The 25,344-nt window shown below is 40.7% G+C and carries 26 protein-coding genes; 16 read left to right on the forward strand and 10 right to left on the reverse strand.

Annotation, left to right across the window (positions count from 1 at the left end; all coding sequences use genetic code 11):
- Positions 1-3 precede the first annotated feature (3 nt).
- Positions 4-732, reverse strand: coding sequence for an LOG family protein (locus DFQ04_RS09545; RefSeq protein ID WP_133555185.1), 729 nt, complete (start codon positions 730-732; stop codon positions 4-6).
- Positions 733-897: 165 nt separating this feature from the next.
- On the opposite strand from DFQ04_RS09545, the gene DFQ04_RS09550 reads away from it, so the two are divergent.
- The 4 genes from DFQ04_RS09550 to DFQ04_RS09565 all read left to right on the forward strand — a co-directional run bounded on the left by DFQ04_RS09550 (position 898) and on the right by DFQ04_RS09565 (position 3,042).
- Positions 898-1,500 carry a YkgJ family cysteine cluster protein gene (locus tag DFQ04_RS09550; protein WP_133555186.1) on the forward strand — a complete coding sequence of 201 codons (603 nt, stop codon included), beginning with the start codon at positions 898-900 and terminating at the stop codon, positions 1,498-1,500.
- A 64-nt stretch (positions 1,501-1,564) separates the two neighbouring features.
- On the forward strand, positions 1,565-1,930 hold the full coding sequence (locus DFQ04_RS09555; protein ID WP_133555188.1) for a phage holin family protein: 366 nt from the start codon (positions 1,565-1,567) through the stop codon (positions 1,928-1,930).
- The gene (locus DFQ04_RS09560; RefSeq protein WP_133555190.1) at positions 1,923-2,294 is read left to right on the forward strand and encodes a hypothetical protein; all 372 of its coding nucleotides are present in this window, start codon (positions 1,923-1,925) and stop codon (positions 2,292-2,294) included. Before DFQ04_RS09555 ends, DFQ04_RS09560 begins: the two co-directional genes overlap by 8 nt.
- Complete coding sequence (locus DFQ04_RS09565) at positions 2,287-3,042, forward strand: geranylgeranylglyceryl/heptaprenylglyceryl phosphate synthase (protein ID WP_243739660.1); 756 nt, start codon at positions 2,287-2,289, stop codon at positions 3,040-3,042. The genes DFQ04_RS09560 and DFQ04_RS09565 overlap by 8 nt, the downstream gene beginning before the upstream one ends.
- On the opposite strand, the gene DFQ04_RS09570 is transcribed toward DFQ04_RS09565, so the two are convergent.
- The 6 genes from DFQ04_RS09570 to panC form a co-directional block, all read right to left on the reverse strand.
- A complete protein-coding gene (locus tag DFQ04_RS09570) occupies positions 3,025-3,954 on the reverse strand; it encodes an AraC family transcriptional regulator (RefSeq protein ID WP_133555192.1) in 930 nt (309 codons plus the stop codon). The two genes, DFQ04_RS09565 and DFQ04_RS09570, sit on opposite strands and share 18 nt — an antisense overlap.
- Before the next feature lie 130 nt (positions 3,955-4,084).
- On the reverse strand, positions 4,085-5,224 hold the full coding sequence (locus tag DFQ04_RS09575) for an acyl-CoA dehydrogenase (protein WP_133555194.1): 1,140 nt from the start codon (positions 5,222-5,224) through the stop codon (positions 4,085-4,087).
- 102 nt (positions 5,225-5,326) lie between these two features.
- On the reverse strand, positions 5,327-6,013 hold the full coding sequence (locus DFQ04_RS09580; protein ID WP_133555196.1) for a zinc metallopeptidase: 687 nt from the start codon (positions 6,011-6,013) through the stop codon (positions 5,327-5,329).
- Positions 6,014-6,047: 34 nt separating this feature from the next.
- Positions 6,048-7,049 carry a lysylphosphatidylglycerol synthase transmembrane domain-containing protein gene (locus tag DFQ04_RS09585; protein WP_133555198.1) on the reverse strand — a complete coding sequence of 334 codons (1,002 nt, stop codon included), beginning with the start codon at positions 7,047-7,049 and terminating at the stop codon, positions 6,048-6,050.
- Positions 7,049-7,396 carry an aspartate 1-decarboxylase gene (gene panD / locus DFQ04_RS09590; protein WP_133555200.1) on the reverse strand — a complete coding sequence of 116 codons (348 nt, stop codon included), beginning with the start codon at positions 7,394-7,396 and terminating at the stop codon, positions 7,049-7,051. Before panD ends, DFQ04_RS09585 begins: the two co-directional genes overlap by 1 nt.
- A 24-nt stretch (positions 7,397-7,420) precedes the next feature.
- The gene (gene panC, locus DFQ04_RS09595) at positions 7,421-8,380 is read right to left on the reverse strand and encodes a pantoate--beta-alanine ligase (RefSeq protein WP_133555202.1); all 960 of its coding nucleotides are present in this window, start codon (positions 8,378-8,380) and stop codon (positions 7,421-7,423) included.
- 15 nt (positions 8,381-8,395) lie between these two features.
- Between panC and DFQ04_RS09600 the strand changes: the two genes are divergently transcribed.
- The 5 genes from DFQ04_RS09600 (at position 8,396) to DFQ04_RS09620 (ending at position 14,306) form a co-directional block, all read left to right on the forward strand.
- Positions 8,396-9,208, forward strand: a complete 813-nt coding sequence (locus DFQ04_RS09600) for a glycogen/starch synthase (protein ID WP_133555204.1) — start codon at positions 8,396-8,398, stop codon at positions 9,206-9,208.
- Complete coding sequence (locus DFQ04_RS09605) at positions 9,168-10,538, forward strand: DUF4270 family protein (protein WP_133555206.1); 1,371 nt, start codon at positions 9,168-9,170, stop codon at positions 10,536-10,538. Before DFQ04_RS09600 ends, DFQ04_RS09605 begins: the two co-directional genes overlap by 41 nt.
- 122 nt (positions 10,539-10,660) lie before the next feature.
- Positions 10,661-12,502, forward strand: coding sequence for a glutamine--fructose-6-phosphate transaminase (isomerizing) (gene glmS / locus DFQ04_RS09610; RefSeq protein WP_133555209.1), 1,842 nt, complete (start codon positions 10,661-10,663; stop codon positions 12,500-12,502).
- Between the two features lie 129 nt (positions 12,503-12,631).
- Positions 12,632-13,705: a peptide chain release factor 1 gene (gene prfA, locus DFQ04_RS09615; RefSeq protein WP_133555210.1), complete on the forward strand. Its 1,074-nt coding sequence runs from the start codon at positions 12,632-12,634 to the stop codon at positions 13,703-13,705.
- Positions 13,706-13,781: 76 nt separating this feature from the next.
- Entirely contained in the window at positions 13,782-14,306 is a 525-nt protein-coding gene (locus DFQ04_RS09620; protein ID WP_133555213.1) for a GNAT family N-acetyltransferase, read from the forward strand.
- Between the two features lie 15 nt (positions 14,307-14,321).
- Here the strand turns inward: DFQ04_RS09620 and DFQ04_RS09625 are convergent, their stop codons facing one another.
- Both DFQ04_RS09625 and DFQ04_RS09630 read right to left on the reverse strand, forming a co-directional pair.
- Positions 14,322-15,563, reverse strand: a complete 1,242-nt coding sequence (locus DFQ04_RS09625) for a cystathionine gamma-synthase family protein (RefSeq protein WP_133555214.1) — start codon at positions 15,561-15,563, stop codon at positions 14,322-14,324.
- 204 nt (positions 15,564-15,767) lie between these two features.
- A complete protein-coding gene (locus DFQ04_RS09630) occupies positions 15,768-18,506 on the reverse strand; it encodes a YCF48-related protein (protein WP_166637297.1) in 2,739 nt (912 codons plus the stop codon).
- A gap of 230 nt (positions 18,507-18,736) precedes the next feature.
- Between DFQ04_RS09630 and DFQ04_RS09635 the strand changes: the two genes are divergently transcribed.
- The 6 genes from DFQ04_RS09635 to DFQ04_RS09660 all read left to right on the forward strand — a co-directional run bounded on the left by DFQ04_RS09635 (position 18,737) and on the right by DFQ04_RS09660 (position 24,522).
- Entirely contained in the window at positions 18,737-19,390 is a 654-nt protein-coding gene (locus DFQ04_RS09635; RefSeq protein ID WP_133555218.1) for a Tll0287-like domain-containing protein, read from the forward strand.
- Between the two features lie 19 nt (positions 19,391-19,409).
- Positions 19,410-20,372 carry a formylglycine-generating enzyme family protein gene (locus DFQ04_RS09640; RefSeq protein ID WP_133555220.1) on the forward strand — a complete coding sequence of 321 codons (963 nt, stop codon included), beginning with the start codon at positions 19,410-19,412 and terminating at the stop codon, positions 20,370-20,372.
- Positions 20,373-20,389: 17 nt separating this feature from the next.
- Positions 20,390-21,703, forward strand: a complete 1,314-nt coding sequence (locus tag DFQ04_RS09645) for a Gfo/Idh/MocA family protein (RefSeq protein ID WP_133555222.1) — start codon at positions 20,390-20,392, stop codon at positions 21,701-21,703.
- 2 nt (positions 21,704-21,705) lie between these two features.
- Positions 21,706-22,620 carry a hydroxypyruvate isomerase family protein gene (locus DFQ04_RS09650; RefSeq protein ID WP_133555224.1) on the forward strand — a complete coding sequence of 305 codons (915 nt, stop codon included), beginning with the start codon at positions 21,706-21,708 and terminating at the stop codon, positions 22,618-22,620.
- Positions 22,617-23,621, forward strand: coding sequence for a YCF48-related protein (locus DFQ04_RS09655; RefSeq protein WP_133555226.1), 1,005 nt, complete (start codon positions 22,617-22,619; stop codon positions 23,619-23,621). The genes DFQ04_RS09650 and DFQ04_RS09655 overlap by 4 nt, the downstream gene beginning before the upstream one ends.
- A 163-nt stretch (positions 23,622-23,784) precedes the next feature.
- Complete coding sequence (locus DFQ04_RS09660) at positions 23,785-24,522, forward strand: 1-(5-phosphoribosyl)-5-[(5-phosphoribosylamino)methylideneamino]imidazole-4-carboxamide isomerase (protein ID WP_133555228.1); 738 nt, start codon at positions 23,785-23,787, stop codon at positions 24,520-24,522.
- 27 nt (positions 24,523-24,549) lie between these two features.
- Here DFQ04_RS09660 and DFQ04_RS09665 read toward each other — a convergent pair whose 3' ends face one another.
- Positions 24,550-24,930, reverse strand: coding sequence for a hypothetical protein (locus DFQ04_RS09665; RefSeq protein ID WP_133555230.1), 381 nt, complete (start codon positions 24,928-24,930; stop codon positions 24,550-24,552).
- A gap of 73 nt (positions 24,931-25,003) precedes the next feature.
- Between DFQ04_RS09665 and DFQ04_RS09670 the strand changes: the two genes are divergently transcribed.
- Positions 25,004-25,342 (forward strand): tRNA-binding protein, encoded by a 339-nt coding sequence (locus DFQ04_RS09670; protein ID WP_133555232.1) that lies wholly within the window; start codon positions 25,004-25,006, stop codon positions 25,340-25,342.
- The last annotated feature ends 2 nt before the right edge of the window (positions 25,343-25,344 follow it).

The following is a 25,344-nucleotide window of genomic DNA, read 5'->3' on the forward strand; positions in this document are numbered from 1 at the left end:
TGATTAAAAATTCGGACTAAGAAGGTACTTGCTATAAAACTCATCAATCACTTTTACGGCGTCTGTGGCATTATCCACCACAGAAAATAATTCCAAATCTGACTCACTGATGTAGTTCGGGTCTCCTTTTAAAAGAGTTTTCTTGATCCAGTCGACTAACCCTCCCCAATAATCTTTTCCTACAAGCACGATGGGAAACCGGGCAATTTTATTGGTTTGGATAAGCGTAAGTGCTTCAAAGAATTCGTCCAAGGTGCCAAAGCCACCTGGGAGAACTACGAACCCTTGTGCATACTTGATAAACATGACCTTTCTTACAAAGAAGTAATCAAAAGTTAAGAGCTTGTCCCGGTCAATATAGATATTATTGAACTGCTCAAAGGGAAGCTGAATATTCAAACCTACCGACTTTCCTCCTTCAGAGTAGGCTCCTTTGTTACCTGCTTCCATAATACCCGGACCACCACCTGTGATGACTCCGTAGCCATGACGAACCAGTTTTGCGGCGATTTCCTCTGCCATTTGATAATATTCATGATCTCTTGGAGTTCTGGCAGAACCGAAAATTGAAACACATGGACCGATCTTGGCCAATTTTTCAAATCCTTCCACGAACTCGGACATAATTTTAAAAATTGCCCAGGAGTTTTCGCTTTTTATCTCGTTCCAATCTCTTTCTTCAAAAGCTCTTCTGATTCTATCTTCAGAATTTTTTTCATCAATATGGCTCATATGCAAAACAGTTTGTCTATCAAAAAAACGATTCTGTGGAGTAAATAGACAGGAGTTTGTAGGAATATCCTGTAAATACCTGTATATCAACAGAAAAAAATCTTCCTTGCTCAGGATTTTTAACTCTATCTCGGGTCTAATTTTGCTAGCTTTTAATTTGATAAGATGAATTTGGTAGAAAAGTCCCGTTTGGTGGTAGCGTTGTTCAAAGAGCTGGAGGAGGAGTCCAAGACTTTTCAGAAGGAGGGTGGCATGGGATGCATTTCCGGTTGCGGATTTTGCTGTTCCAATCCAAAGATTCCCGCTTCTCCTTTAGAGTTTTTGCCTTTGGCATTTGATTTATATGATAAGGGCTTGGCAGAAGAAATTGCCAATCAATTAGCCATGGAAGAAACTCCCGGAAACTGCATTGTTTACAGATCCCAAAAAGAGGATGACAAAAAGGGGTTTTGCGGGAATTATCAATACAGAGGGTTGATTTGTAGGTTGTTTGGCACGTCTATTCGAAAGAATAACAAAACAGGAATAAAGGAATTAATTACCTGCAAAATCCTGAAAGAGGAAAAGGCGGAGAATTTTCTAAAAGTAAACGAAAAAATAAATTCCGGGATGGAAGTACCTTTTGCGCCAGCTTGGTATACTCAGCTCAATGAAATAGACGAGAATTTAAGCAAGCAATTTCCCATCAATCAGGCGATTTTGATGGCTCTTGAATTGGTACTTCGATACAAATTCTATCAAGAAGAAGAGGGGACAGTTCAGCTCTAATTTTTTTGCTCCTTGGTTTTGCAGTATATTCGAAGAGATATTTTGTCGCATTGAAAGTCCTTTTATGTTAAAAATTGGTGAAATAGTCCAAACCCTGAAAGGGATCGTTGAGACCCGGATTGGAATGGTCAAGCAAGAAATCCAGGAAGAGTTTCTGACGATCCTGTCCCGAATGATCCTCTTGATCATCATGGGTAGCATGATATTCATGTCATTCATTTTTATTTCACTTTCAGTAGCTTTTTTCCTAAGCCAGGTTACCAAAAGCCCATATTTGGGTTTTTTGATAGTTGCTTTGGTGTACCTGATGTTGGTTTTGATTTTATATGTTAGCAGGGATTCGCTCAGACTTCAAGAGAAAACTGGAACTGCATTGAATAACTTTATCTTCCGAAGAATTAAGAAAAATAAAGAATCAGGAGATGAGTAAGGAACTTGAAAAACAATCCGAAGAGCTTGAGCAGACTTTGGCTAAGCAGTTGGAAATCTTGAAAAAGGAATCCGAAGATTGGTTGAAAGTGGCTGCTGTAGTGGGAGCTGGAGCTCTTTTGACTTACGCGATAGTAAGAACCACCCGAAAGAAAAAGCAAGAGACTACAGAGCATGCTATCGAGGTTTTGGAAAAAGAGGGCCTTCTGACTAATGATATAAAGAAGCGCCTGACAGAATCCAAAAAATCCTCTTTTTGGCCTTCTCTTTCTCAGCGATTAGTCATTTTGGGACTCGCACTTGCTAAGGATAAAATTTACAGCGCATTATTTACTCCCCAAGAAGAAGAACCAAAGAGTGAGTAAAATAGGTGAACATCTTCAATACCTTCACCAATCTGGCCAGAAAGGAATTGCTTGGTTGATTGATCCGGAAAAAGGAGTTGATCCAAGTTTGTTGCCACAGCTAAGTGGCTTGGACTTGGATCTTATTTTTATTGGGGGTAGTGCTTCGGAAATTCCCCAAATCAGAAATCTAATCCAGGAGCTTAAATTTTGGGCAGGGAATATCCCGATTTGTATTTTCCCCGGGTCTTATCTGCAGGTTTATCCAGAGGCCGACGCGATTTTGTTTTTATCTCTTATTTCTGGGAGAAATCCTGAATACCTGATCGGGCAACAAGTAAAAGCCGCTGAGGAAGTAAGCCAATCCAATCTTGAAGTTTTACCGACAGGATATTTGTTGGTCAATGAAGGAGAGATTCTAAGTGTGCATTCGGTTAGTCAAACCTTGCCTCTTTTGAATTCTCAGAAAGCTCTGGTCGCAAAAACCGCCTTGGCAGGAAAGCTAATGGGTATGAAGTATTTTTTCCTTGATGCAGGAAGTGGGGCAAGTCTGCCTGTCCATTCTGAAGTGATCGCTGAGGTCAAGCTGAAAACGAAAAGCCCACTCTTGGTTGGAGGAGGTCTAGATTCTAAAAATAAAGTTAATTTGGCCTTTGAGGGAGGAGCAGACTTGGTGGTAATAGGAAACGGGATAGAAAAAGACCCCGGTTTTTTGGCCGAGGTCTTGAATTTGAAGAAGTGGTACAACCACTCATTGAATATTAATTAGGGACTCTCGTCTTCTCATTTTTCCTGCGGGAACACCATACATCATTTTAAATCTTCTGCAGAAATAAGCGGTGTCTTTGTAGCCCACCTCTTTTCCGATATCCCGAATTGATTTTTTGGAAGTTCTTAACAGGTCAACCGCAGCTTCCATTCGCTGGTATTCAATGTAATCTTGTGGGTTGATTCCAGTAAGCATTTTGAAATACTGACCCACGTAGTCTTCTGATACATTCGCCACTTTAGCTAAGACTTTATTGGAAAGGTCACCATTCAAATTTGTCTTGATGTAATTAAACAAATCAATCAATCTAGGATCCTTAAAATAGGTTGCGTTGGTAGAAAGCTCCTCGGTAAACAGTCTGTTTTTTAGAATGTGTCGAAGAAGTTCGATCATCAAAATCTCTGTGAGAGATTTAAGAACCCGCTCTTTTCCAACGGTTCCATTTTCTAACTCTTTGACAATGTCTTCGATTAATACTGCTACCCGATCATTGAAGCGAATGATAAAAGGAGGAATATCCAGAGAATTGAAAAAGTTGACTACATCAAATACTTTGGATTCAAAATTCACCAAAGAAATGCAGTCTTCTTCCGTAGTTTTGATGTCCTTGAAACTGATGCTTTGAAGGTATTTTCTTTTGTTGTCTGAAAACTGTTCAAAGTCTAAGTCTGCCTTTTTGTTTCCTGCTCCTAGAGTCAATTGAGTTTTTCGTCCTTTGGGCAGAAATAAAACTTCCCCTTCATTGACTAGCTCTTGATCATCGCCAAATTTTAGGGTGCCATGATGCAAAAGGATCAGGCCGTTTTCGTTTTCTTGATAATTGACCACGCTAACCGGCTTTTCAACTTTGAAGTTGTTGCCTTTTAAAAATCTGACGTGTACGGATTCAATGATTTTGTTGTAGTAATCCATGAGAAATGCTAGGTTGGATCTAAAAATATGACTTTTCCCCAGTGGAACTGGAATATTTTATATATAAGGCTAAAAATATAAAATAAGGGTATAATTTCTTGTAATTATACCCTTAAAGTTGGAATTATTTTTATCGTAGAATTCCTCTTGCAATCACAATTTTTTGGATTTCAGAAGTTCCCTCATAGATCTGTGTAATTTTTGCATCACGCATCAATCGTTCTACATGGTATTCTTTAACGTATCCGTATCCACCGTGAACTTGAACTGCCTCAACGGTTACGTTCATCGCTACTTCCGAAGCATATAATTTAGCCATTGCAGAGGCATGGGCATAATCTTCGCCTTGATCTTTTAGCCAGGCTGCTTTGTAAACCAAGAGTCTAGCCGCTTCAATTTGAGTAGCCATGTCGGCTAATTTAAATTGGATGGCTTGATGCTGACTGATTGGTTTTCCGAAGGCTTTTCTTTCTTTAGAGTAAGCTAAGGCGAGTTCATAGGCTCCAGCTGCAATTCCCAAAGCTTGTGCCGCAATGCCTATTCTTCCTCCATTTAGGGTTTCCATAGCGAAAGTAAATCCGAATCCTTCCTCGCCAATTCTGTTTTCAACAGGAACTTTTACATCCGTGAACATCAAAGAGTGCGTATCAGAACCTCTGATTCCTAGTTTGTCCTCCTTTTTGCCGATTACGAATCCGTCCCAGCCTTTTTCTACAATAAAAACTGAAATTCCTTTGTGGCCTTTGGATGGGTCTGTCTGTGCAATCACTAAGTAAACGCTGGCATTTCCTCCGTTAGTGATCCAGTTTTTTGTGCCGTTAAGGATATAATGATCACCATTTAACTCAGCGGTTGTTCTCTGGGAGGTAGCGTCAGATCCGGCCTCTGGTTCTGAAAGGCAAAAAGCCCCAATAATTTCTCCTGTGGCTAGTTTTGGAATATATTTTTCTCTTTGAGCCTCGGTGCCATATTTTTCCAAGCCCCATAAAACCAATGAATTGTTAACAGACATACAAACAGAAGCTGAGGCATCCACTTTAGAGATTTCCTCCATGGCAATTGCATAGGAAATGGTATCCATTCCTCCGCCATTGTATTTTGGGTCGACCATCATGCCCATAAAGCCAAGCTCGCCCATTTTCTTTACTTGTTCATAGGGGAATTTAGCTTCAGTATCTCGCTCAATTACACCTGGAAGTAATTCACTTTGTGCAAATTCTCTCGCTGCATCCCGTACTGCCTGATGCTCTTCTGTCAATTGGAAATTCATAAGGGTAACAAAATTTTTGGGTTTAATTTCAGTCAGAAAAATAGGTCAAAAAAAGAAAAGGGACAAAAACTTGTCCCTTTGCAAATATTATTTTGATTTGAATCAATCCCGATTTCCGAAGAAAACAAATATGTAGTAGGCCAAAGTCGCCAAAGAAGCTAAAGCCGCAACCACATAGGTCATTGCAGCCCATTTCAGGGCATCCTTAGACATCTCATATTCAGGCTTGGTCACAATGTTTCGGTTTTGCACCCAGGCCAAAGCCCGATTTGATGCATCAAATTCTACAGGAAGTGTCACTAAGGTAAATAAGGTCATGACTCCGTAGGACCCCACCACTATGTATCCAATAATTGGAACTGGTAGGCCAAGAGCGAAACCTCCGAAAAGAGAAGCAATCAGCACAACGTTCAAAATTTTGCCTGAAATGTTTTGAACAGGCACCATGGCTGATCTCAAATTTAACCAGGCATAAGATCTGGCGTGCTGAACGGCGTGACCGCATTCGTGAGCTGCAACAGCGGTAGCTGCAGCATTTCTTCCATAATAAACATCAGGTGAAAGGTTCACCGTTTTGTTCATAGGATTGTAATGGTCTGTCAACTGTCCCTCAACACAGATTACTTGGACGTCTTGAATATTGTGGTCTGCAAGCATAAGCTTAGCGATCTCAGCCCCGGATAAATTAGCTTCAAGAGGAGTTTGAGAATATTTTCTGAATTTGCTTTTCAGCCTGCTGCTGACTACAAATCCAAGAATCGCAAATACTACTACGATTAGAATGATCATTTTTTTAATTGTTTAACTGGGTGTGAATACGAAGTTAATCCTTGATAGGTTTATTCCAAGTTGGAATTCTCATCATCAGAATCCAGGAGATCAAACCAACCATCAATACCAAGATTACTTGGGTTCCGTGGATGATGGCTGCGAAGATTTTTCCGTCAGATTCAGAGACACCAAATTGGATCAAAATGTAAGCCACTAGTGCGTGAAAGGTGCCAATACCGCCTTGAACAGGGGCAACCATGCCAATACTTCCCATTACCATGACTAAAAGAACCTCGCCGGGAGTCAAATTGGCAGTACTTTGAATTCCCAGAGAAACGGTATACATGGTTAAAAAGTAAATTATCCAAATGACAAAGGAACTGGCCCAAAATCCAATAGGATTCGAAAGGGTCTGAATTGATTTTAACCCTGTAAACATTTGTCTGAAAAATTCCTGAAGCTTATTGACCAGTCCATGGCTTCGGAATTTTCTAAACAGGAAATAAAGAAATAGAATGAGTACCGCCAATCCTCCAAGAGCAAGAGGTAGGTTTTCTACTACTTTTTGTCCCAAACTTTCCAAATCCACCAATTCTCCTGCGAGAGAAAGGAAAAGTTGGTTTTCTACCAAAAATGCTAAGAAAATGGTCGAAATCAGGAATAAAAGATCAATGCTTCTTTCCAGCAAAACGGTACCAAGAAGATGCCCGATAGAAATTCCATTTGTTTTACTGAGCACTCCACATCTGGCTACCTCACCTGCTCTAGGGACAAGCATGTTTACCAAATAGCCAACCATTACGGCATGGTAAGCTCTATTTGGGGAGACTTTTGCTCCCTCTTTGCTTTGAATAAGTAAAGACCATCTCCAGCCTCGAATCCAATAACCTGTCCAGGCAATTGCCAAAGAGATAAAAATCCACAGCCAATTGCTCGATTTGATTTGCTCAAGCAAACTGTTGAATTCAATATCTCGATATAAAAGCCAAAAAATCCAGACAGCTATGCCTAAAGAAATAACTACCTGGATGCTTTGTTTTAGCTTGGGATTCATTAAATCAGCTTATTTCTATCGTCTGGAAAAATAAGTACAGGTTTATACTTTTTAGCTTCCTCGAGTTCCATTCCTGCATAGGAAATGATGATTACCACATCTCCAACAGCAGCTTTTCGAGCAGCTGGGCCATTTAGGCAAACTTGACCACTTCCCCGCTCCCCCTTGATTACATAAGTTTCAAGTCGCTCACCGTTGTTCACATTGACTACTTGCACTTTTTCATTTTCAATGAGCTGGGCGGCATCCATCAAATCTTCATCAATGGTAATAGACCCAACATAATGGAGTTCCGCCTGGGTAATTTTTACCCGGTGGATTTTTGATTTTAATACTTGGATTTGCATTGGTTTAGTTTTTCCGCCGCGAAATTAAGGAATTATCGGGAGGTTGTCGATTAAACGGATTTCTCCGATAAAGGCTGCCACACAGATCGAAGATTTTTCTTCAGGACTAAAATTCTGGATCAACTCAAAAGTTTCGGGATGGACCAGAGCAAAATACTCAAGTTTTGAGGATTCCAAGTTTTCGAAATCTGCCATAATTTCCTTTTGGACCTCAGACCAAACTTTTCCGCCTAAAAGCCGGGCTTTTGCTTTTTCAAGGCTTCGGGAAAGAATTAAGGCATTTTGCCTTTCTTCTGGACTTAAGCGCATATTTCTTGAAGAGAGCGCCAAGCCATCTTTTTCTCTTCGTGTAGGAACTACCTCCAGCTCAATAGGAAAAGAAAGATCATTAACCAGTCGCTTGATGATCGCCACTTGCTGCAGATCCTTTTGCCCAAAAAAAGCGATATGTGGCCTTATGAAATGAAAAAGTTTACTCACTACGATTCCAACTCCATTGAAATGTCCAGGCCTAAATTCCCCTTCCAGAACTCTTTCAAGATCGCCAAAGTCTAATTTTAGGTTTGGAAGACTTGGATAAATGGTTTCTACTGAAGGTAAAAAAACATAATCCACTCCGGCCTTTTCCAGAATTTGTAAATCAGCCTGCAGTGTATTGGGATACTTTGCAAAATCATCCTGGTTATTGAACTGGGTAGGATTTACAAAAATGGAAACGACTGTTATGTCAGCTTTTTCAATAGATTTTTTCACCAAATCCAAGTGGCCTTGATGAAGCGCTCCCATGGTGGGAACCAGGCCGATAGTATGATTTTTCTGAAGATGGTTGAGCCAGAGCGGATTCCACTCAGCCGGTGTATGAATAAGGATCACTGGTAGGGCAGGATTTCGGCTAAATTGTCGCAAAACTAGATTAATATCCAGAATAACAATGGTTTTAGGCTTTTTTTTCTTACCTTTGTTGCCGTTGTTTATCACGTTCATTAAAATCCCTATAGTATGTCCAAACTACGTATCCTCTACGTTGCAAGTGAAATCAACCCTTTCTTACAAACATCCGAAGTAGCCAATTTCTTAAGAAGTCTCCCTCAAGCCATGCAAGAGAGGGGAATGGAAATCCGTATTTTGGTTCCCAGATTTGGGCTGATCAATGAAAGAAAAAACCGACTTCACGAAGTGGTCAGACTTTCAGGAATAAATATCGCGGTAGGAGATGAAGAAAAGCCTTTGGTGATTAAGGTTGCTTCTATTCCTAATGCCAAAATGCAAGTTTATTTCATAGACAATGAGGATTATTTTCATAGAAAGCACGTCTTCCATGACAAGCAAAAGAAGTTCTATGAGGACAATGATGAGCGTGCAATATTTTTCTGTAAAGGCGTAATCGAGACCGTGAAAAAATTAGGTTGGGCTCCGGACATTGTGCATTGCAATGATTGGATGACTTCGCTTATTCCAATGTATTTGAAGACGACTTACAAGAATGATCCACTTTTTAAAGACACCAAAACCGTATTTGGGATTTATTCCAATGGATTTTCCCATACCTTTGGCGACGATTTGTTAAACAAGGTTAAGATGGTGGACATCGATGACACTATTTTAGCACCTTTGAAGACCAAAGACTTCACCGGATTCATCAAGATGGGTATGGAATATGCCGATATGGTGGTGAAGGGAAGTGAAGTCTCTGCAGAATTAAACCAACTCATCGAGGATTTCTCAAAAGACAAAAAGTTTGAAATCAGTATTGAAGAAGAGCAGCAAGCTCATGAAGAGTTATACGGCATTTATACCAGTCTCGCCGGTTAAACTGGCCATTTCGGCCCTGTTTTCAATCCTTTTATTTAACAGTTCATGTAGTGATCCTTCTACTGTTGGCATTGAGCTTGCTCCAGGGAATAACCAGATTGGTGTTTTCTATAAGGAGTTTGAGCTTGACGCCAATGTGATCTTGTTGGATTCATTTAGCACGACTAATTCTACTTTACTGATAGCTGGCCACGAAGAAGACGACTTCTTTGGGGTGACAGAAGCTACAGGATATAGTAGAATGTATTTGGATGTTACTGCACAAAGGCCTAGAAATGACGCTATCTATGATTCTTCTTTCTTTAGCCTTGATATTGTAAGTGTTAATGGATCGGATCTCAAAGAACCAAAGCTGTATTCCGTTCATCGTTTGAGCGAGCCTATTTTAGATACGGCATATTACAACTTTGATAAGCTGGCATTTCTCCCTCAACCCCTTGCGTCAACAGAAGTAGTTTTTGGTGAAACAAAGGATACAACTTTGATTTTTCCATTGGAAGAGTCTTTTGCAGAGGAAATGTTCGTTAAGCTGAGTGACTCAAGGCAATTCCAAACTCTATTTCAATTCAGGGACTATTTTCCTGGATTTGCAGTGAAAGCAAGGAAGGGCGATAATACTACTGCGGGTATAGCATTAGGCGGGGAGACTAGCATGACTTTCTACTATCATTATGCCGGAGATACATCTGCTTCAGAGTTTACTATTTCCACGTTTTCATCAAGAAGTTTCAATGGAATTCAATCCGATCGTTCCGGAACTCCAACTTCAATTGTGACAGAGCGAGGAAAAACTTACGATGTTGGTCAGATTGTGGGAATGAAGTCCGCTCTTGCCATGGCCTTGAAAATTGACACCAGTCCGATTGATGCGTTTTTGGATACGCTTACGAGAGTTACCTTCAACCAAGTCAATTTAAATATTGGGACTATCGAGGAACAGGATAAAGACAACAACCCGATCAATTCAATGGTGTTGAAGTTTATAGATTCTAATAATCGGGTTTTGATAAGTTCCTTGCCAGGGAAAAATGAGCTTCACGTCGTCACTGATGGGCAGCCTCAGGTGATTGAAGACGAGAACGGGAAAATGGTACCGAATAATCTATTTGCTGCCTCAGCGATTCTTTCTTACAATACTGAGACAAAGGTCTACAATACAAGGATTACTTCCCACGTCAACGCTATCTACCGAGATCAACTTCAGCGTCAGGATTGGCTTTTGTTTGCGGAGACTCCGACCACAGGAATTGATTTTAGGAGATCGCTCAGGCAGTTTAAGGTAAATAAAGATAAAATCAAGGTTCAGATAATATATTCGAAAACCAGGTAAACAATCGTTTTCGAAAAAGTACCTCTAATCCACTTTCTGTTTTTAAGAAAGTGGATTATTTATTTTGGCACGAAACCTGTTTCTTTGCAGAAGTAAAAACCAACTTTTAAGAATTTTTCATTATGTGTGGAATTGTCGCGTACGTAGGGCAGCAGGAAGCTTTGCCCATTATTCTCAAAGGACTTCGCAGATTAGAGTATAGAGGATATGATTCTGCTGGGGTAGCCTTGCTTGATCAGAAAGGTCTGAGTGTTTATAAGAAAAAAGGCAAGGTAGCTGAGCTGGAAAAGTTTCTTGAAGAGAACGGGGAACTTACTTCCAAAATCGGAATTGGTCATACCCGCTGGGCAACTCACGGTGAGCCAAATGACATTAATGCTCACCCTCATTATTCTGCCTCAGAAAGGTTTGCAATGATTCACAACGGAATCATTGAAAACTATGAGGTATTGAAAAAAGATTTACTTCAAAAGGGCTATAAATTCCAAAGCGAAACAGATACTGAAGTATTTGTCAAGTTTATAGAGGATATCTATACCCACAACAACTGCTCTTTAGAAGAGGCACTTCGCCTTGCTCTCCATAAAGTGGTAGGGGCTTATGCCATTGTTTTGATCAATATGGAGGAGCCTGATACTTTGATTGCCGCTAGAAAAGGATCTCCATTGGTGATTGGGGTAGGAGAAGATGAATACTTCTTGGCCTCTGACGCCACACCTATCATTGAATACACCAATAAGGTGGTTTATCTGGATGATTATGAGATTGCCGTGATCCGTGGAGGTGTTCTTCAGGTTAAGACCATAGAAAACGTAGAAACCAATCCTTATATCAATCAGCTTGAACTTGAGCTTGAGGCTATTGAAAAGGGAGGATATGAGCACTTCATGCTCAAGGAAATTTATGAGCAGCCAAAGTCTATTGCAGACTGTCTAAGAGGTCGCCTTGACGCAAAATCAGGAAGACTTGTACTGGGGGGTCTTCGGGATTACATGAATAAATTCCAAAATGCTGAGCGGATAATCATCACTGCATGTGGTACCTCTTGGCATGCAGGTCTAGTGGCAGAATATCTTTTTGAAGAATTTGCCAGGGTACCGGTAGAAGTAGAATATGCCTCTGAATTCCGATACAGAAATCCTGTTGTGAATGAAAAGGATTTTGTAATCGCTATTTCTCAATCGGGTGAAACAGCTGACACGCTAGCCGCCATTGAATTAGCTAAGTCTAGAGGTGCAACCATTTTTGGAGTTTGTAATGTGGTGGGTTCTTCGATTCCTAGAGCAACTCATGCTGGATCCTACACTCACGCTGGTCCTGAGATTGGAGTGGCTTCTACTAAAGCCTTTACCGCGCAGATTTCAGTTTTGGCCATGATGGCTTTGAAACTGGGTTACCAAAGAGGTACTCTTCCAGAAAACAGATACATCCAATTGCTACATGAATTGGCAGCTATCCCAGGGAAAGTAGAAAAGGCGTTGCAGTCCAATGAACTGGTTAAGTATGTTTCTTCCGAATACAAAGATGCTAGAAACATGCTTTACTTAGGCCGTGGGTATAACTTCCCGGTAGCTTTGGAAGGAGCCTTGAAGTTGAAAGAAATTTCCTATATCCATGCAGAAGGGTACCCTGCCGCAGAAATGAAGCATGGACCTATCGCCTTGATTGACGAGGAAATGCCGGTGATTTTCATTGCTACTCAGGATAGTTCCTATGAAAAAGTAGTCAGCAATATTCAGGAGGTAAAGGCAAGAAAAGGGAAAGTCATCGCTATTGTTACTGAAGGAGATACCCAAGTAAAAGCAATGGCCGACCACGTGATTGAAATCCCAGAAGTTCACGAAGCGTTTGTGCCATTGGTTGCGGTAGTTCCACTTCAGCTATTCTCCTACCATATTGCGGTAATGAGAGGATGTAATGTGGATCAACCGAGAAATTTGGCGAAATCAGTTACCGTAGAGTAATTACTTTAGATGATTAAATTCAAAGAGCCTGATTGCCAAAGTCAGGCTCTTTTGTTTTACCAAGGGACGTCACTTTATTGTCACCTCAGAAAATAATTTCAGTACTTTTGCGCAGCGAAGGAAATACCCATGCTCGATAAATTACAAGCCCTAAAGGAACGATTTGAAGAAGTAGGTCAATTGATCATTTTGCCTGATTCCATGACCGACATGGCAAAATATGCCAAGCTGACTAAGGAATACAAGGACTTGGAAAAGATCGTTTCAGCTTATGATGAATATTCCTTGGTGCTTCAGAACATCGATAGCTCTAAGGAAATTTTAGAAAAAGAAAAAGATCCTGAATTCAGGGAAATGGCAAAAGCTGAGCTCGATGATCTTCGTGAAAGAAAGGAAATATTAGAGGAAGAACTCAAGCAATTGTTGATTCCCAAAGACCCCAACGATTCTAAGGATTGTATTTTGGAAATTCGTGGAGGAACGGGGGGAGATGAAGCTGCTATTTTTGCCGGGGATCTGTTTAGAATGTATGAGCGCTTTTGCGAAATGCAAGGATGGAAACTCACCGTTTTGGATTTGACTTTTGGTTCTGCAGGAGGGTATAAAGAAATCATTGCGACAGTTTCCGGTGCCGATGTTTATGGCATGCTTAAATATGAATCAGGTGTTCACCGAGTTCAAAGAGTCCCTGCTACTGAATCTCAAGGTAGAGTGCATACTTCGGCAGCATCCGTGGCGGTTTTGCCTGAAATGGACGAAGTGGAGGTCCACTTGGATATGAATGACATTCGGAAGGACACGTATTGTTCTTCTGGACCAGGTGGTCAATCTGTAAACACCACCTACTCGGCTGTACGACTGACCCATAATCCAACAGGCTTAGTGGTGACCTGTCAAGATGAAAAATCTCAGATCAAGAACTTTGAAAAGGCCCTTAAAGTACTTCGATCCAGACTTTATGAAATTGAGCTAGCCAAGCATAATGAAGCGGTAGGCGCTCAACGAAAATCCATGGTAGGAAGCGGGGACCGTTCAGATAAAATTAGAACCTACAATTATCCTCAATCCAGAGTAACAGACCACAGGATCAATAAAACGGTGTATAATTTGCCTGAGGTGATGGATGGCCATATTGAAGAATTTATTTCTGCTTTGAGATTGGCAGAAAATTTGGAGAAAATGCAGGCAGGAGGGATCGAATGATCAAATCCTCCTTGTTGGGAAAAAGTAAAGCCCTTATATTGATATCAATACAACCCTAATTCAACCTACGACTTTTATGATCATTGCTGGAGAAAGAGAAATCAATTTGGTGACCTGGAATGAAGTTCATTTTCATCAACTCTATCCCCTAGCCAATAACCCCAAGATTGCCATGAATCTGAGGGATAGTTTTCCCCAACCCTACACAATTCATGATGCAAGGCATTGGATTGAGCACAACCAGAAGTTTAATCCTGCCCAAAACTTTGCGATAGAATTTGAAGGTAAATTAGCCGGAGCTATTGGATCAGAAAGAGGAAAGGATGAATTGCGGACCAATGTAGAACTTGGCTTTTGGATTGGGGAAGCGTTTTGGGGAAAAGGGATAGCAACAGAGGCTGTTAAACTTTATACTAAATACATTCTAGAAAAATTCGATATCGAGAGAATCTACGCCCAAGTCTATGACTTCAATGGGGAATCGATGAATGTCCTGGAAAAAGCGGGATACATTCCGGAGGCTATTTTGAAGAAGGCTTATATCAAAAGAGGAAAAATTGGAGATATCTTTCAATATGTAGTCATTAGGGGTGAGGATTAACTCACCCCTTATTTTTTAGCTTACTTTTTCCAAAGCCTGATTGATATCCCAGATGAGGTCTTCGTGATTTTCCACGCCAATTGAAAGTCGGACCAATTTTTCAGAAATTCCCAGTTTATCTCTATCCTCCTCACTTACATCACTATGGGTCATGGTTGCAGGATGCTCTGCAAGGGATTCTGTACTTCCCAGAGAAACTGCCAAATGAAATAACTTCAAGTGATCTAAAAACTGGAAGGCTTCTTTTTCCCCTCCTTTAATATCGAAGGAAACCATCGCTCCAGCACTGGAAAGTTGCTTTTTAAATATTTGGTATTGAGAAGAGCCTTCTTCCAAATGGCCTAAATAATATACTTTCTCCACTTTGGGATGTTGGGCTAAGAAATCGGCAACCTTGGAAGCATTTTCTGCTTGCTGGTTCATTCGAACCTTTAAGGTTTCCAAACTTCTCATCAGCAACCACCCCGTCCATGGGCCAGCCATATTTCCAAGAAAAGTCCTTAAGGTCAGCACCCGCTTCATCAATTCAGCATTGCCCAAGACTGCCCCAGCGATTAGATCAGAATGCCCGCCGATATATTTGGTAGCTGAATACATCACCAAATCTGCCCCAAGCTTCAAAGGATGTTGCCACAGAGGACCCATGTAGGTATTGTCAACCACTACATAAACTTGTTGATCTGAATTACCTAATTGATCTGCAACCTCGCGGCACAAACCCAGATCAAAAAGTGCATTGGTTGGATTGGCAGGCGTTTCTACATAGATCAATTTGACGGGCTTTCCTTCGGCTTTTGCAAGAATATCTTCTTTAGTATCATCAGGAGTAAAACCGATTCCCTTGATTCCATATTGCGGAAGTACTTTATTGATGAAGTGATCAGTTCCCCCATAGACAGGCATGCTGTAAAGAAGAAAATCCCCAGGCCGCAAAAATTCCAAAAGAACAGTTGAAATGGCAGACATTCCACTCTCAAATACCGCACATTTTTCGGCTCCATCCCAAAGACAAAGCCGCTCTTCCAAAATCTGGAGGTCTGGATTATTTAGTCTGGAATAGATTAGACCAGGCTGTTCATCAGGATTTTTTTCCCTTTTTCCGTAGGCTAATTCAAAAAACTCTTTTCCCTCTTGGGCAGATTTAAAAACAAAGGTAGAGGTCTGAAAGATTGGACATTTGATTGCTCCTTCTGAGAGTTCAGGCTTATAGCCATAAGACATCATCAGGCTTTCTGGATGGAAATTTCTTGGGTTCATCTGGGTTATATTTTAGCTCAAAGGAGAGAAAAACTCTTGGGAATAACAATTTCCCAATCAAAATTAAATTTTGAATAAAAAAATAATGCAGACTATAATTTTGATTTCTTTAAAATAAAAATAAATTAATTTTAATACAGCAAAATAAAATTTTGTTTGCAGTCCTTTAAAATGAAGCCGTCCAATTTTAATTTTTTTCTAAAGTCAGAGGATAAGAAGTTTTCTTTGGGATTCACCCTTCGGGCCTGATAATACAATGATATTTAATCCCCTAGGTAGATTTTCAAAATAGTGGGATTGTTCATTTGGGTTAATGATTCTTTCGGTGATTTTCTGACCCAATGAGTTAAAAATTTGAATTGTACGCCAAGTATCTAAGGTTTGTGATTCAATTGTTAAGTTTCCAAAACTAGGATTTGGAAAAATTTTGAATTTTGGTTCAGGAGAATTTGGTTCAATAGCCGTAATGATATTAACCTTTACAGCTAAACTACTTTTTGGCCCGAAATCACAAGCATTTTGAGCTTGAACTGACACTTCAAAATCTCCTTCTTTTTCCCAAAGGACGGTGATCTTTGAAGTACCCTGACCGGTAATAATTTTTCCGCCGTCTGTTACAGTCCATCGATAATCTAAATTTGGAACAGCCACGACTTCATAATTTTGCTCTCCCAAACCAGAAAGAGAGGCGCCGGTTATGGAAGATGGTTGAGCAGGAGCTTGTTCAATTTGGATAGGAAGCTTGATGGATTCTGATTTTCCACACAAATTTTCTAGGACAACGGAAACAGCCTGAGCACCAGTGGAAGTCCATCTTATGGAAATCTTGTTGGTATTTTGACCTTCCAAAATTTCGCCACCAGTCGCAGTCCAGGTGTATTTCATTCCTTCTTTAGAGGGTAATTGGTAGGTATAGGTTTTGGATTGGCATACGGCTCCTTGTCCATCAATTATCAGATTGGATGAAGGAATGGCGGAAACCTTAACTTCAAGAGCAGAAGTTTCTCCAGCTCCACAAAAGTTTAAGCGGCTGACATATACTCCATTTCTTCCTGGAATAGTCCATTTGACCTCGACCGAAGTGGTTCCTTGTCCTGAAATTATTTCACCTCCATCGACTCTCCATACCAGTTCAGAACCTTGAACTATATCCGACGTGATGGAATAAGTTTCTGTTCCAAGGCAGGTTTCGGATTTTCCGGCAATTGCCCCTAGATTTCCAGTTGGAGGCACACAGGTATATTTGATAATTGTACCGTCTTTTCCAGCGGCATAGGCCACCAGAGGGATTCCTGCACTTACAGATGTAAGATCACGGTAGGTACCCGAAGAAATTTTTGTCCACGTTTCTCCCCCATCTTTAGTTGCTAAAAACATCCCGCTTTTTCCACTTATAAACCCATTGAGATTATCAAAAAAATCAACAGCCAAAAGATCAGTATCATAAGGAATTGGGATAGTTTTCCAATTGAGTCCCATGTCTGAAGTCTTGATGATCGTTCCTTTATTACCCACCGCTATTGCTTGCAATCCGTCCAGTTTGGCAAGCCCATTTAGGTTTTCATTGGTGATCTTTGGAAGGTTCGTCCAAAGTCCTCCTCCACTGGAATAAGAAAGTTGCCCGTTTTCGCCGATCGCTATTCCAAATTGAAAATCGAAGAACATTAAGTCTTTCAAATTTTGTGTAGTATTAGTCGTGATGGCTGTATCCCAGACATCTGCTGATGACGAAGATCTGGCTACAAATCCCGCATTTCCGGCTACATATAAAACAGAAGGAGCAAAAAGGTAAAAACCATTTACTTGTGGGCTATTGGGAATACTTCGCTCAATCCATGCTGAACCAGAATTTGCAGTTCGGTAAATTTTTCCATTGGGTCCAGAAACATAACCAAATGAGGCATTCCAAAAGTCTAAGGTAATGATGTCAAAACTTTCAGGAATTGGTCTGCTCACAAAGCTTGTGGCTCCATTGCCTGTGGCTAAAAATTGCCCTTTTTGCCCGACAACAAATCCTTGAGTCTCATTTTTGAAATCTATCCCTGAAAAATCATTTCTATACCCATTTTGTCGAAGAGTAAAATTGCGGCCCCCATTGGTTGAAGAAGCCAGATACCCATCTGTTCCACAAATCCAGACAGAAAGTGAAGAAGGAAGAAATCCAATCCCTTTAACATTTTTAGTAAACCCAGTTCCCAAAGAAACTTTTACAAACGAGGAACCAGAATTATTACTCTGAATGACGGTTCCTTCATCTCCTACTGCTAGGACTATTTGAGGATTTGCGACTGTTGTGGATAAGTCTCTCAAAGTCACATTCACCCCTGAAACCAAGGTAGACCAACTCGCTCCGCCGTTGATGGTTTTTAAAAGAACTCCATTTTCTCCAGCTAAATAACCAATTAATGGAGAGGTGAAACTTATTTCAAAAAGATCTGCAGTGGTAGAGGTTGGAATAGGCTCTAAGGACTGGCCTTTGTTTGTACTTTTTAAAACAATGCCGTCTGATCCACTCAAAAACAATAAATTTTCGTTCAAAATTTGTAAGCCAAATAAATCGTTGGAAGTGCCTGATTGGATAGCTTTCCAGTTTTGACCTGAATCAGTGGTAGTAAAGATTTTCCCCCCTTCTCCTACAATTATTCCAAAATTTGGATTCAATCCCTCAACTTTGAAAAGATTACCTGAAAAGGACAAATCAATTTTTTTCCAGCTTTCACCCCCATCCTTTGTCTCCAAAAAGAGTCCATTTTCACCTACAGCCCAGCCCAAATTGGGGTTAATAAAATGAAGATCCAGAATTCTTCCTTCGAATTGGAAAGGAAGTTCTAGCCAAGTTTGGCCTCCATTTATGGTTTTAGCGATGAGATTTTCTCCTGCGGCAAAGCCAACCTGAGCGTCTACCCACTCAATCGACTCAAAATCCAATCCCCAACTCTGCATCCTTGTCAAAACTTGTGCAGGGGCCAGGAAACTCAAAAAAATGCTACAAAATAAAAGAAGGGTCGCTCTTCTCATGGACTAAAATTCAAACTTGACTCAATTTAATCGATAAATCAGTTTTTATGATTTAATCGAAGTATTTCCTCTCATTTTTTCCCAAACCTAAACTCGCTAGGTCGGGTATATGGAAATGGAATGGTATTTTTAAAAGGAAATAAATTAATTACAACATGAAAAAGTTACTACTACTTTTTGTCTCAGCTTCTTTTGGTTTTGCTTGTGGGCAAGGGGAAAGGGTTTCAAAGGAGGTTTTTGAGGAGGTGAATAAAAATATGGAGATCAAGCGCTTGACCGAAGTGGAAATTTTGGAGGAGGCGATGGAATGGGGCGATTCAATTTCTTCAGAGGCCCAAAAACAGCTTATTTCCCAATTGCAAAATGCCATTTCAGAAAAAGGAATTCCAGGAGCGATTGAATTTTGCAATGTAAATGCCCAGCCGATTCTAAATGAAGTTGCAAAAAGACACACAGTAACCATAAAAAGAGTATCCAATCGGTATCGGAATCCAGCAGATCAGCCGGATTCTGACGAATCAGCCCTCTTGGATGCCTATGAATACAATGCCGAAAACGGAATTAAAAGCGATCCTAATATTCAAAAAATCGAAGGAGGAGAGGTCTTCTTATACACCAAACCTATTGCGATTCCCAGTGGACTTTGCCTAAGCTGCCATGGAGATCCAGGAAAAGAAATCAATGCAGAAACTCTGAAAAAGCTTGATGAACTTTATCCAGGTGACTTGGCAAAAGGTCATAAGGTCGGGGATTTGAGAGGAATGTGGGCGGTAAGGATTCCTAAAAATGAAGTGGTCAAAAGATTGTAATTGGGTCGAATTGAAGAAAATGAATTCACTAAAATATATTTCAGCTATTGGACTTTTTTTGATGAGTTTTCAGCTCAACCAGACGGCTGTTTTTGACCCGTACACCCAAAAAATTCCCGGAACGCCCGTCAGTTTCGATATGACTCCAATTCCTGCCGGGACATTTTTTATGGGCTCTGATGACCCGAAATTTCCTGATCAAAACCCCAAGCATGAAGTGAAAATTGATGCGTTTTGGATGGGGACGCATGAGGTGACCTGGGATGCTTTTGAGCTTTTTTTGGATAAAATTTATGAGGAAAACATGACCGAGGGTGGGATTGAGGAAAGAGTGGATGGCCTGACTCGACCTAGCCTGCCTTATCTGGATATGACTTTTGGAATGGGAAAAGAAGGCAAACCTGCAGTGGGCATGACTCAATTCGGAGCGATTCAATTTTGCCATTGGTTATACTTGAAAACTGGGATTTTTTATCGTTTGCCAACCGAAGCTGAATGGGAATATGCGGCGAGAGCAGGTTCTCAGGACCGGTTCTTTTTTGGCAATGCGGAAAGCGAATTAGAAGACTATGCCTGGACAGCTTCTAATAGCGGAGGATCTACTCATGAAATTGGCAAGAAAAAAGCCAGTCCTTGGGGTCTTTTTGATATTTATGGGAATGTACAGGAATGGACCATGGATTTGTACGAACCTGATTTTTACAGCAGGTCAGGAAAGGATAATCCTTTAAATCCTGCTGATAAATTGTACCCTCATGTGGTGAGGGGAGGAAGTTTTAAAACTCCTGAAAATGCTATCGGATCCAGTATGCGCGACTTATCCGATCCAAAATGGAAAAGAATTGATCCTCAAATACCCAAAAGCCAATGGTGGTTTCCTGAAGCACCATTTATTGGATTGCGTTTAGTCAGACCTCTTAATCCACCTTCTCCGGAAGAAATTAAGGCATATTACAATCAGGAGCCTATTGCAGATTATTAACCAAAATGACCATACCTATGAAAAATCTGAATTCCCGAAGGGATTTTATCAAAACCTCCGCCTTGGTGACAGGAGGGATGCTTGCCCCTTCTTTTTTGGTGCCAGGAGCCTATGCCGCACCAGACAATCATCTGAAACTTGCCGTGATCGGTTGTGGTGGACGAGGAACAGGAGCTGTATTTCAGGCCTTCGAAACCGGCCAGCCAATCAAATTAGTAGCCATGGCAGACGCCTTTCAGGATAGATTGGACAATAGCTATAAAGCAATTTTTGATAAATATGGAGCAGAAAAAGTAGCTGTTACAGACGATAAAAAATTCGTAGGTTTTCATGGGTACATCCATGCCATTGCAGAAGCTGACGTGGTGATTTTGGCCTCACCTCCAGGATTTCGCCCTCAGCATTTTGAAGAAGCAGTCAAACAGGGCAAACAGATATTTATGGAAAAGCCCGTGGCAACTGACGCTGCTGGGATTCGAAAAGTCCTTGCCGCAGCACAAGAAGCAAAAGCCAAAAAACTAAATGTAGTCGTTGGACTTCAAAGGCATTACCAAAATAATTACCGAGAAGTAATCAAAAGAATTCAAGATGGGCAGCTGGGTGAAATTACCGGAGGACAAGTCTACTGGAATGACGGTGGTGTTTGGGTAAGGGAAAGAAAACCCGAAATGACCGAGATGGAATACCAAATGAGAAACTGGTACTATTTCAACTGGTTATGCGGTGACCATATCGTAGAGCAGCATGTTCACAATATCGATATCGCCAACTGGGTAAAAAATTCCTACCCAGTTAAAGCCGAAGGGACTGGAGGAAGACAAGTCAGGATTGGAAAAGAACATGGAGAAATTTTTGACCACCACGTTTTGACCTTCACTTATGCTGATGGTTCAGTGATTCATTCAGAATGTCGCCATTTCTCTGGAGCTGCCAATCGGGTGGATGAAACCTTCCAAGGAACGAAGGGCAAAGTATTCCTCAGCGCTGGAAATCATGGTACCATGACTGATTGGAAAGGGAATGTAATCTATGATCACAATCGGGAAAATCAACCGAACCCTTATCAGCAAGAGCATGATGAATTATGGGCTGCACTGGTGAAAGGAGAATACAAATTCGCAGATGCAGAAAATGCCGCCAAGTCTACCATGACAGCCATCATGGGTCGTTATGCAACCTATTCAGGAAAAGTAATGACCTGGGATGAGGCCTTGAATGGCACTGTAGACCTTTTCCCTGAAACCTTGGCTTGGGATGCTATGCCAAAGCTTCTTCCCAATGCAGATGGGTATTATCCTCATGCAGTACCTGGTAAAACCAAAGTCATTTAATCATGGAAAGACGAGGATTTTTAAAAAAAATCGGACTGGGAACCGCAGTAGTAGGTTCTGCAGGAGCCATGAGCATTCCTGCCTTTTCTAAGGAAAAAGTAGCAGCAGCTCCATTCAAAATGGATTTTGCCCCTCACTTTGGTATGTTTAAGAATCATGCCCCGGGGGGATTTGTGGATGAGTTGAAGTTCATGGCCGACCAGGGTTTTCGTTCTCTTGAGGACAATGGAATGCTCGGAAGATCAATTGCCGATCAGGAATTGATCGCTAAGACAATGAGTGACCTCGGTATGAGAATGGGAGTTTTTGTCGTAGATGGAGGGGATAACTGGAAAGTTTCATTGACTACCGGAAAGCAGGAGTTCTTGGACAAATTCTTAGAAACCTGTAGAAAATCTGTCGAAGTGGCCAAGCGCGTAAATGCCAAATGGATGACAGTAGTTCCAGGGTATTTTGAAAGAAATCTTCCAATCGGTGTTCAAACAGGAAATGTGATTGAAGCTCTTAAAAGAGGAGCTGAAATTTTTGAACCTCATGGATTAACGATGGTCTTAGAGCCTCTCAGCGATAATCCTGATCTCTTTCTCCGGCACGCCGACCAATCCTATATGATTTGTAAGGCGGTCGGAAGTCCTGCGTGTAAAATTCTCTACGACATCTACCACATGCAGCGAAATGAGGGCAATCTGATCGCTACCATGGATAAAACCTGGAGTGAAATTGCGTATATCCAAATCGGTGACAATCCTGGTAGAAAAGAACCGACAACAGGTGAAATCAATTATGCCAATGTGTTTCAATGGATTCAAAACAAGGGTTTTACCGGTATTTTGGGAATGGAGCATGGCAACGCCAAACCTGGAAAAGAGGGTGAATTAGCGCTTATTGATGCTTATCGAAAGGTTGACATCAAATGAAGCAACTGATTTTTCTTTTTTTCTTTTTTGGAATCTATGGTTCATTACTTGCCCAAAGCCCTCAATGGGCAGAATTAAAAACTCCCGTGAAAGCCTCCCTTAGGGGGCTTTCACCCGTTTCTGATCAGATTTGTTGGGCCTCAGGATCTGGAGGAACATGGTTGAAAACCGTTGATGGAGGCAAAACTTGGGAGTCTGGAATTGTGGATAATCTGGATAGCCTGGATTTCAGGTCAATTCACGCTTTTGATGAAAAGAAAGCAATTGTAGCTTCTGCAGGTCAGCCGGCAGTCATCTACTTGACTGAGGATGGAGGAAAATCATGGAATAAAGTGCATCAGGAAGGTTCAGAAGCGTTTTTTGACGCGGTTACATTTATGGACAAAAAGAAAGGATTTGTTTTGGGAGATCCTGTGGAGGGGAAATGGATGGTTCTTTACACCGAAAATGGGGGGAATAGCTGGAAGTCTTTTCCTGTACTTCCGGAACCCATAGTAGGGGAGGCCGCATTTGCTGCCAGTTCATCCTCTATGGTAGTCAATTCTAAAGAGCTTTCTTTTGCTACAGGAGGAACTGTATCAAGATTACATATCTACAATTTCAGGAATAACACATGGAGCATTCAAGAATTAACTGAGATGACTCAAGGGCAGCCTGCAAAAGGAGTTTTTGCCATGGCAGAAATGGAGGGTAAAAAAGTTTTGGTTGGAGGGGATTATACCTTGCTCGAGGATAGAGAAGGAAATTCCGTGATTATTGGGGATTTTGAGGAAATTACTCCTGAGATTAGGCCATTTGGTTACAGATCTGGGATAGCCTATTCCAAGAAAAAGGCTTTCTTGGTTGCCGTAGGTCCTTCAGGATCAGATTTTTCCTCGGACTTTGGAAAAACTTGGACTAAGTTTTCCTCAATTGGTTTTCATGCTGTAAAGACATCTACTGATCGGAAAAGCATTTGGGCCTCAGGAAGTGGGGGGAGAATAGCTCGCTTGAATTACTGATTTTCCAAAAAGAGTTTTTTTAAAAATCCGTAATTTTTTTTCGCAAAAAATTAAAAAAATGCAAGCATTTACCTTTTCTCTGCAAAAACTAATGCCTTTGGATAGTATATTTAAGCAAAAATTAAAAAAAGCCCTCGATTTTAAACCTCATTAACCTAAACCTATGTTTGAAATAATACCTTCTATTTGGCTAATCAACGGAAAATGTGTCCGACTGAAAAGAGGCGATTTTTCTACTGAGGAGGTCATTTCAACTAATCCTCTTGAAATCGCGCAGACTTTTGAGGGAATAGGATTAAAGCGATTGCATTTGGTGGATTTGGATGGTGCGCGCCGAGGGGAACCTAAAAACTATCATATTCTTGAGGCTATCACGGGATATACTGACCTTAAAGTTGATTTCACAGGTGGAATTTCTACTGATGGAGATGTGATTAAATGTTTTGAGTTTGGAGCAAAAAGTGTCACTATAGCTTCTGCTGCAGCAAATTACCCAGACAGATTTGCTCAATTCATCTTATCCTACGGAAGAGAAAAAATCAATTTGGCAGCTGATACTAGTCCAAGTGACCACAAAATCAAGATTAAGGGATGGCTGAAAAAAACAGAAATCGATCTTTTTGACCATATAGAATATTTTTACGAGAGAGGCTTGAAATACCTTAAGGTTTCAGATGTCACCCGTGATGGAGTGATGGAGGGACCTAACTTTACCTTGTTCGAAGAAGTAGTTAAAAAATTCCCAAGTATACATTTGGCTGCATCAGGGGGCGTGAGAGGAATTGATGATTTTAAAAGACTCAGAGATATCGGAGTGAGTTCTTCAGTTTTCGGAAGAGCTTATTATGAAGGCAGAATGAGTCTCAGCGATCTCGAAACTTTCCTTGCAGAGAATCAATAAAAAAAGAGGCTTTAGCCTCTTTTTTTATTAGTCTGCTCTAAGGTTATTTTCTTTGAATTTATCCACCACGTAGAGAAAAATATTAAATGATAAGGTGGAAGGAGAATCTGTCTTTTTTGGGTCTTTATCCTGAATAATCCCACCCGCTGGCAAATCCCTTTTTACCGTTGCGGTTTTATTTGGGGTAAATTTTAATGCTGGCGAAAGAAGTGGATTTGAATTGTCCTGAAGAGATGTATGATCATCTACAATTGGAGTCAGCGGCCTATCGATTGGTTTGGGATTAACATCTTCCATCTTCTCATTTTCACTTTGGGCAGAAGCCTCAAAGCAAATAAAAAGCATCCCAATTAGGCAAACGCCAAATAATCCTATACTTTTTCCTAGAGTTCCCGAGTTTTTTGACATGGCTTGATTAAGCTTCCAAATCCTTAACTTAATTTTTCAAGAAAGGTTTGTAAAAATAGCAAAAAATATATCTATGCAAACGATTGACATCGAAGATTTCAACAAAATAGAAATTAGGGTTGGGACCATTCTAAAAGTGGAAATTTTTGAAAAAGCCCGTAATCCCTCCTATAAAATTTGGATTGATTTAGGACCTGAGATCGGGACCAAAAAATCTTCTGCACAAATCACTCATTTCTATGATCCGGAATCCCTAATTGGCAGGCAAGTTATTTGTGTTTGCAATTTCAAACCAAGGCAAATTGCTGATTTTATGTCTGAAGTTTTGGTCACGGGTTTTACTTCTGAAACTGGAGGGATTGTCCTAGCGAGCGTGGAGAGACCTGTTCCAAATGGGGCTCGACTTCATTAGAA

Origin of the sequence: Algoriphagus boseongensis (assembly GCF_004362805.1) — a bacterium.
GTDB lineage: Bacteria > Bacteroidota > Bacteroidia > Cytophagales > Cyclobacteriaceae > Algoriphagus > Algoriphagus boseongensis.

Bases quoted from the DNA above. Each gene is read 5' to 3' on its own strand.
- DFQ04_RS09545 (WP_133555185.1), bottom strand. From the start codon at position 732: ATGAGCCATATTGATGAAAAAAATTCTGAAGATAGAATCAGAAGAGCT.
- DFQ04_RS09550 (WP_133555186.1), top strand. From the start codon at position 898: ATGAATTTGGTAGAAAAGTCCCGTTTGGTGGTAGCGTTGTTCAAAGAG.
- DFQ04_RS09555 (WP_133555188.1), top strand. From the start codon at position 1,565: ATGTTAAAAATTGGTGAAATAGTCCAAACCCTGAAAGGGATCGTTGAG.
- DFQ04_RS09560 (WP_133555190.1), top strand. From the start codon at position 1,923: ATGAGTAAGGAACTTGAAAAACAATCCGAAGAGCTTGAGCAGACTTTG.
- DFQ04_RS09570 (WP_133555192.1), bottom strand. From the start codon at position 3,954: ATGGATTACTACAACAAAATCATTGAATCCGTACACGTCAGATTTTTA.
- DFQ04_RS09575 (WP_133555194.1), bottom strand. From the start codon at position 5,224: ATGAATTTCCAATTGACAGAAGAGCATCAGGCAGTACGGGATGCAGCG.
- DFQ04_RS09580 (WP_133555196.1), bottom strand. From the start codon at position 6,013: ATGATCATTCTAATCGTAGTAGTATTTGCGATTCTTGGATTTGTAGTC.
- DFQ04_RS09585 (WP_133555198.1), bottom strand. From the start codon at position 7,049: ATGAATCCCAAGCTAAAACAAAGCATCCAGGTAGTTATTTCTTTAGGC.
- panD (WP_133555200.1), bottom strand. From the start codon at position 7,396: ATGCAAATCCAAGTATTAAAATCAAAAATCCACCGGGTAAAAATTACC.
- panC (WP_133555202.1), bottom strand. From the start codon at position 8,380: ATGAACGTGATAAACAACGGCAACAAAGGTAAGAAAAAAAAGCCTAAA.
- DFQ04_RS09600 (WP_133555204.1), top strand. From the start codon at position 8,396: ATGTCCAAACTACGTATCCTCTACGTTGCAAGTGAAATCAACCCTTTC.
- DFQ04_RS09605 (WP_133555206.1), top strand. From the start codon at position 9,168: ATGAAGAGTTATACGGCATTTATACCAGTCTCGCCGGTTAAACTGGCC.
- glmS (WP_133555209.1), top strand. From the start codon at position 10,661: ATGTGTGGAATTGTCGCGTACGTAGGGCAGCAGGAAGCTTTGCCCATT.
- prfA (WP_133555210.1), top strand. From the start codon at position 12,632: ATGCTCGATAAATTACAAGCCCTAAAGGAACGATTTGAAGAAGTAGGT.
- DFQ04_RS09620 (WP_133555213.1), top strand. From the start codon at position 13,782: ATGATCATTGCTGGAGAAAGAGAAATCAATTTGGTGACCTGGAATGAA.
- DFQ04_RS09625 (WP_133555214.1), bottom strand. From the start codon at position 15,563: ATGAACCCAAGAAATTTCCATCCAGAAAGCCTGATGATGTCTTATGGC.
- DFQ04_RS09630 (WP_166637297.1), bottom strand. From the start codon at position 18,506: ATGCAGAGTTGGGGATTGGATTTTGAGTCGATTGAGTGGGTAGACGCT.
- DFQ04_RS09635 (WP_133555218.1), top strand. From the start codon at position 18,737: ATGAAAAAGTTACTACTACTTTTTGTCTCAGCTTCTTTTGGTTTTGCT.
- DFQ04_RS09640 (WP_133555220.1), top strand. From the start codon at position 19,410: ATGAATTCACTAAAATATATTTCAGCTATTGGACTTTTTTTGATGAGT.
- DFQ04_RS09645 (WP_133555222.1), top strand. From the start codon at position 20,390: ATGAAAAATCTGAATTCCCGAAGGGATTTTATCAAAACCTCCGCCTTG.
- DFQ04_RS09650 (WP_133555224.1), top strand. From the start codon at position 21,706: ATGGAAAGACGAGGATTTTTAAAAAAAATCGGACTGGGAACCGCAGTA.
- DFQ04_RS09655 (WP_133555226.1), top strand. From the start codon at position 22,617: ATGAAGCAACTGATTTTTCTTTTTTTCTTTTTTGGAATCTATGGTTCA.
- DFQ04_RS09660 (WP_133555228.1), top strand. From the start codon at position 23,785: ATGTTTGAAATAATACCTTCTATTTGGCTAATCAACGGAAAATGTGTC.
- DFQ04_RS09665 (WP_133555230.1), bottom strand. From the start codon at position 24,930: ATGTCAAAAAACTCGGGAACTCTAGGAAAAAGTATAGGATTATTTGGC.
- DFQ04_RS09670 (WP_133555232.1), top strand. From the start codon at position 25,004: ATGCAAACGATTGACATCGAAGATTTCAACAAAATAGAAATTAGGGTT.